This is a genomic window from Aeromonas sp. HMWF015, from assembly GCF_963878965.1.
In the GTDB taxonomy this organism is placed as follows: Bacteria; Pseudomonadota; Gammaproteobacteria; order Enterobacterales; family Aeromonadaceae; genus Aeromonas; species Aeromonas veronii.
Genome location: NZ_CAWNZT010000219.1, coordinates 1 through 7,259, shown reverse-complemented (window position 1 = coordinate 7,259; position 7,259 = coordinate 1). Strand labels below are relative to the sequence as shown.

5 protein-coding genes are annotated in these 7,259 nt (G+C 39.5%); 1 reads left to right on the top strand and 4 read right to left on the bottom strand.

Annotated elements, in window-relative coordinates:
* The first annotated feature begins 50 nt into the window (after positions 1–50).
* On the top strand, positions 51–1,091 hold the full coding sequence (locus tag AACS18_RS12015; protein ID WP_108612388.1) for an IS481-like element ISAs19 family transposase: 1,041 nt from the start codon (positions 51–53) through the stop codon (positions 1,089–1,091).
* Positions 1,092–1,273: 182 nt separating this feature from the next.
* Here AACS18_RS12015 and AACS18_RS12010 read toward each other — a convergent pair whose 3' ends face one another.
* The 4 genes from AACS18_RS12010 to AACS18_RS11995 form a co-directional block, all read right to left on the bottom strand.
* A complete protein-coding gene (locus tag AACS18_RS12010; protein WP_146184759.1) occupies positions 1,274–1,642 on the bottom strand; it encodes a hypothetical protein in 369 nt (122 codons plus the stop codon).
* Between the two features lie 161 nt (positions 1,643–1,803).
* A complete protein-coding gene (locus tag AACS18_RS12005; protein ID WP_146184758.1) occupies positions 1,804–5,571 on the bottom strand; it encodes an RHS repeat domain-containing protein in 3,768 nt (1,255 codons plus the stop codon).
* A gap of 14 nt (positions 5,572–5,585) precedes the next feature.
* A complete protein-coding gene (locus AACS18_RS12000) occupies positions 5,586–6,824 on the bottom strand; it encodes an RHS repeat-associated core domain-containing protein (protein ID WP_108612385.1) in 1,239 nt (412 codons plus the stop codon).
* Positions 6,825–6,898: 74 nt separating this feature from the next.
* Positions 6,899–7,259: hypothetical protein (locus AACS18_RS11995; RefSeq protein ID WP_181363269.1), on the bottom strand; the 361-nt coding region annotated here is incomplete at its 5' end.

The following is a 7,259-nucleotide window of genomic DNA, read 5'->3' as shown; positions in this document are numbered from 1 at the left end:
CAAACCGGATAACAAAACGGTACCCCTACCGTGTTATCTGGAGTCACCGTATGACCACCAACGAGAAAGTAGCACGTCGCAAACTCAGCCTGCTAGAGCTTGCCAAAGAGCTCAATAATGTCAGCAAAGCCTGCAAGCTCATCGGCTACAGCCGTCAGCAGTTCTACGAAATTCGCCGTAATTACCAGACCTATGGCGCCGAGGGATTGCTCGACAAATTGCCCGGCTGTAAAGGGGCTCATCCCAATCGGGTCGCTCCCGAGATTGAACAGGCCATACTCGATTACTCCCTCACCAGACCAACTCATGGCCCGCTGCGGGTCGCCCAAGAACTGGCTCTGCAAGGCATCAATGTCAGTGCCGGCGGCGTGCGTGGTGTGTGGCAACGTCACGACTTGCTCTCTAAACACGACCGCTTGTTGCGCCTCGAGAAAACCCACCGTGAGCAGACCATTGAGCTCAATGACGAGCAAATTCGCCTGTTAGAGCGATTCAGTCCCGAGTTCCGAGAACGCCAGATTGAGGTCCACTACACCGGGGAGCTGGTGGCGGTCGACACCTTCTTCGTCGGCGCGCTCAAGGGGGTCGGTAAGGTGTATCTGCAAACCGTGCTGGACTGCTATAGCCGCCACGCCTGGGGGCGGCTATACACCAGCAAACTGCCCATCACCTCGGTCCATGTGCTTAACGAAACGGTGCTGCCATTCTTTGAAACCCACGAGGCACGGGTCTATACCATCCTGTCGGATAACGGGCGCGAGTTCTGTGGGCGCCCTGACCACCATCCCTACGAGCTGTTCCTGCAACTGGAGGGGATTGAGCACCGAACCACCAAGGTGCGCAGGCCGCAGAGCAACGGCTTTATCGAGCGGCTGCATAGCACACTGCTGGATGAACACTTCCGTATCAAGGGGAGAACGACCTGGTATGAGTCGGTAGAGCAGATGCAGACAGACCTGGATAGCTACCTGGAGCACTACAACACCCAGCGGCCACATCAAGGCAGGATGATGGAGGGTCAAACCCCCTACTCCATGTTCAAGAAGGGTCTGAAATTGATACCGAAGGAAGTGCGCACTAAAGTAGCGTAAACAAGACACCGGTTTGAGGCCGGTGTCAGGTGATAACTAGATCTGTACACATGATGCAGACTTGAAGGGGATGGTGGGGATCAGATCACCGCGCCCTCAGTTAGTTCTATTCAAGCTGCATCTATTTAGGCAACAACGCCGATGTGATCTCTATGAATCACACACTCTGTACACATCACCAACTATTCCATAGAGTTAAAGTAATAGTTACCTGATTCAAATTCCGTAAGTAAATCAGACCATCTTTTACTGGTTAGTAATGACCAGACAGATGACCTAATAGAAGTATGATATTTATACTTGTCAGAAAAGTATTGCATGTCAATCCAACTAACCATTATTTGTATTTTCCATTGAACAAGTGTTTTAAACCTCCTCTTATCTATCTTTATATACTGTGTTTCTTTTGACATCCTATCTAACAAAACATAAACGCGACCTCTTGATAAACTTTGAGCGCTCATGATTTCATCAAGAAAAACAAATCGATTCATATTTTTTAGCCATATCGCCAATTCAATATGCTTGGGTATTTCTTCTTTATGGTACATCAATGTTCCTATGAGCTATTATACCATCAAATACAGTCTTACATTTAGCTTATTCAAGCATCTATTTATTTACATTCTATTGACTTGCTAAGAATATTATTACGATAAATAGTTAGAATGGCGCTGTTATTCAGCGCCACATTATCATGACATGATTCAGTTTATATTACTTCACGATGACCATATGCTGTATATGTGTAATCAATAGATAGCGTAGTTTCCTTATCCTTAATTATCCGTAGAGGTGAATTATTCATATCTGTAATGTAGTTATAATGAGAGCTATTACCATCCAGATTCTTCACATTACCTATAGGTTTATTACCTAAATAGGAAAAAATAATCTCACCACGACCTTGCTCTAGTGACAATAGACGTCCTTCGTTAAATTTATACTGAATGAGTGGTTGATCTGCTAATCGTTGGTATAGAATACGACCGAGTGCATCATATTCATATGAGCACAAGAACTTTCCACTACTGTCACGGACTTCTCTCAACTCACCATATATGTTATAAGTGAATTGGTTTCCTGTTTCATCTACCAAGAGATTGTTGTTTTTATCATATTCCCCTTCAAGCTCATAATCAGAATATTCTACGTTAGAATTTTTGATCATAACTAACTTTGTAGGATTTATGTCATCATATACGAATGTTTCAATATTTTTTTCATTGTTTTCAAATACTGTAGTTACCTGGGTGATATTATCATAAGAGTCATAGATGAACTCTTGTTTACTTATCATATTTCCTTTCTGGTCTCTAGGTTTTCTTGTTCCATCAACAACATATGTAATAAGCCTTCCTAAAGGATCATAGGCATAGCTCTCATCAAGAATAGCACCATTGAAATCTGTTGACTTTTTGCTGAGCCTAGATTCATTAGTATAATTGCAACACTCAATCAATACATTCCCATCACACTCAGTCCTCGATGTATAAGAATAAGGAAGATGTGAATAATCATGAGTTATTATGAAATTATTCTCACCTACTGAACGAATTTTCAATGGTCTGGAAAACTCATCATACATATCGTAATATATAGAATTTGTAGGTTCAATAATAGATGATATTCTTTGGTTAGAATCATATGTAATTACTTTACTAGAACCATCACAGAACTGGCTTCTAAGTGGCAGTCCCTTAAATGAGTACTCATGTATATTATCACCATAAACACTTGTCTCTCTAATTAGTAGTCCGTCAAAACGATAATCGAATGACAACGCCGCATCAACATCACTCCGATCGGCGAAAAGAACGGCACCAGTCCGATTATGGTACTCCTTATTATTGTTACCTACTTTTTCATAAACGCCTAAGCTATTATTATATTTAGCTTCAATCACATCAGCATCATTTTTTATAATTCGATTATAAAAGAGAGAACCAGGCTCATAAGAAAACGACGTTTTCTCATTATTTACAAACTCTGTTCTGACCCGACCATGCCCATCAAAATCACGGCGACCGACTTCTCTATCGTTGCCAATTACAGCTTCTATACATTCACCAGTCATATCATAAGGGGAATATATATTCCTCACTTCTTTACGTATCACTGATGAGCCATCTTCTGCGGAGGTGACTAAACTGGAAATACGACCAAAATTATCATAAATAAAAGATGTATGTACACCATTACTATCGCTAGTTTCTAATGTCTCATCAAAGCAGTTATGCTTGACCACCATTGATGACATCAAATTACCAACATTGTCATACTTATTTCTAGTAATGGTTCTTTCTATCGTATCCATCATCGACTTTTCGTAAGAAAGACCCAAAACACCTTTATGGTTAATGTTAGTGCTTGGGTCAGAATAATCGAAAGAAATTTTTCCATCTGGTTCAATAACCTTCTCAATGCCACCCCATCCATTATAAATGAAATTAGTCACACTTTCCCATTTCGTCTCATTGTTCTTAATGTCAAAATCATATGAAATAGTACGATAACGTTGCCCCATACTATTATAGAGAGACTTTTCAGACAGGAAGTCACTGACAACACCAGGAATAGTAAAGTATGTGGCAAGAACATTTCCGTTAATGTCAAAAAAAACTTTTTTCTGATTATCTGCATGATCAATGATTACTATTGAGTTTTCAATGTCATTATATAAATAATGACGACTACAACTAAACTCTGTTCCTGGTGCAACAGTTTCAGTTTTCAATCGACCATCGAATAAATATTCATAACTAACAGTTGACCCTTGTTGATGATATTCAACAATGTTCTCGGTTAGAAGGTCATAGATATGCCGTTCGTAAATTGGATCATTATATCCATCACTTGGATTACTTGATTGTTCAACGACCAGATTTGATTTTGTATAGCTATAGGTCAGATTATCACTGCGAGTAAAATCTCCGTTTTTAATGTTCAAATTGATTTGCCTGCCATTCTTGTCATAAGAATAGCTAGTTTTCAGACCAGTGTAAGGATTATGGTCCTCAGAAATAAATATACTTAGTGGTTTTTCAGAATCGATATGAGTATAACTACGTGATGATACAATACGTGAGTGCCCATTCTTGAGATCAAAAACGGTCTGACTCTTCATAAAGGTAACAAAAGGATATTGAGGGCAGTGATCTGCCTCCGCTTGTTGGAGCGTATCATAATACTCATAAACAATCTTCTTCTCTTTTTGACGTTCTATTTCTTCTAAGATATTGCCATAATCATCGTAGCTATAGTCAAATCTTTCCTCAAAAGAACCGTTAGCTCCCTCATATTTGCACAAATGAGTTTTAATAAGTTTAAATGTTGGTTGTTGTGCACTGACATTACCTGACATATTGACAGAATATTCATAGCTATCTGTCTTAGTGCACCCCATGTAGATTGTCTCAGACTTCACTAGGTTATGAAACTTGTCATATTTAAATGTGGTAGTCATCTTATTATCTAGATGATCTAGCTGTGTTTTTTTCACCATATAATAATACGATTTCGAATATGAATATAGTGGATCACTGAATGGGAGAAATGATACATTGGCATTTCGCCCATATGCATTATTATCACCTATAAGTGGATCTGCTGAAGTGTATTCATATTCATAATATTTAATATTCTCATTGCCTTTAGTTACTTTGTGGATGGAAACAGCCGGCAAAGAAGCACTAGGAGCACCAGCTGGCATTTTCAATCTTATATATTTAAGTTCATGTAAAGAACCATCAGGCATAAGGATTTTATTAATAATATAGTACGTTTTCACAATTTGGTCTGGTGAACGCGAAATCTCATATCTAGGAGCATTTCCCCATTCACCAGAATGCTCATATGGTAGAGTAATAATATGTTTATTGAGTGAATGGGAAGTAAAAACGAATGCTTTCCCGCCATATATTGAGATCTCTCTCTTATCTTGATCCTGAGCTTGATTAAAAGACAAAAACTCTTTTCCAAGATCATCGCTTATTCTTCTTAGTTTTCCTGCTGGTGTCCACTCGATGTTTATTCCATTACCAAGGTTGTTCTCACGACGAGTTAAAACTGCACAGACTGAACCAGTGACTACCTTATAAAAGTCTTGAGTACCATCCTTATATATTACTCTGTACTCACTTGTGCCTGTTCTTGTTAATTTGAAATCGAGCAGGCAGGGTTCATCTGGCTTCGAATTTGAACTGTTTAACTTTACAATAGCCCCTCTATCATTAGCAAAGATATGCTGAGTCAGATCAATGTAAGGCAATGAAGCACTCAATCCAGGTCCAAAACCTGTATCTTTATTATTATATTGCGCGAACTGTAGTGACAACTCCATTCTTGGGCCTGCGAGATTATTTGCTTTTATCTCAACGAGTTTAGCCACAAAACTAAAGCAACCATTTTTCTCATTAACATCTGCAGATATAAAACCGTTAGAATTATTTGAATATGAAAAAATATTGTTATCTGACATGTAAAGCCTCCAATTTATGCGAAAATACCGTCGCGAATGTTTGCATCCATCCCGGAATTATTTTGAGTACTGTTGTTGGGGGTGTTTATGATATCAAATCCTACCTTTCGCGTTTTTGATAGTGTAGCAGCCAGAACACCTGTATTAGCCGAGGTCTCTGTTTGATGTAATTCTGCTAACTTTGTACTAATTGAGACAGACTTCATAACTGTATTCGCTATCCCCAGACCCAAATTCGCACCAGTATCTTTTTTTATCAGGCCACCAATCACCTTCTTCGTAAAATGAAATGGATTAGACTTAAATCCCTTAGCAGCAGCATGCTCGACTTTCCACGAAAAACGACCAGGAAAGGATTTTGAAAGCGGTGTATACCACTCCTTCATTTCTCTTAATGTCTCAAGAGTACACGCAGTCCTGCTCCCTGTAGTTTGTGTAATATGCATTGCCTCGGCGCCCATTTCATATAAACGAGCATGCTCACTGATCCCTGTGATTCTAGACTGGTCCTTCATTGCCTTTTCAAGGACTGCAGAAGATCTTTTAAGATAATTTCCAGCTTTTAGTTTGTATGTAACTTTCCAGCGATTATTTACACTGCGAAGACCTTGCATAGCACCACTAAATGCACCACCAACGGCTACTGCAGTAGATGCAATCCCAAAAGCCATCGCTACATAATCAAAACGCAACGCCATCTCTGGCTTTGTGTCTTCCAGTGCTGTTGCAGCAATACTAAAGGCACCGCCAACAGCGCCAAGAATCCCTGAAATAATAGAAGCACCTATGGCTATTGAAGTACCTCCTGAAAATGGTGCGCCAATAGCTGCCGCGATTCCAACTACAGCAGTGAAAATACCAACAAAAAGTTTCGCCATATCCAAATGCCCTGTGGGGTCAAATTTGTTTACAGGATCTCCATGACAATATGCATACATATTTATACCAGCTTGGCCGAATGGGCTGAGCGAATCAGGAGCAAGAAAACGTTTTATTCTTGGATTATATTGACGATATCCATTACCAAGCATATACATACCAGTAACCGGATCTATCAATGCACCATTGAATCCTAAAAATTCATGTTTGAAGATAGTTAATACATGATCCTCATCAATCCATGCTCCTATTTTAGCAGCAGTCGCGATCATAGGAGTAATAGCTACGCTACTAAATATAGCCAAATGGATGCTGTTAGTTAGGAACTTCCTACGGCCAAAATCAGTTGCTGCCATCATGATATTTTCTTTCATCTCAACCTCATTTTTCAATAGATAATTATTGGCGGAAAAAATCCGCCAATTAGTTATCCAAATTTACAATTTAATTAATAAATTGTAGTTATGTTGACACTGCCAGTATCTAGTATTCCAAGGAATTTTTGGGGTTCATTTCCCCAATCAGTTCCTTCTATTGGGATAAGCTTGCCGCTCAGTTTAAAGCGATTACCTACAGTGTCTTCAATGTATCTAGTGAACGTATGTTCCGCACCCGGTGTTTGGCCTTTCCACACTTCATCCTTTGCCACCCTAACAAAGGCCATCGGATCGTTATAAAAGTCTCCCATTACACTAGTTATCGCAAAATTGTTCTCTACATTAAGGTCATCGATAGTAAATGTATATTCTTGAAACCCCTTCGGATAAGCTTGTCCCTGTCTAACATTGTAGCGGAGTATTAGTTTATAC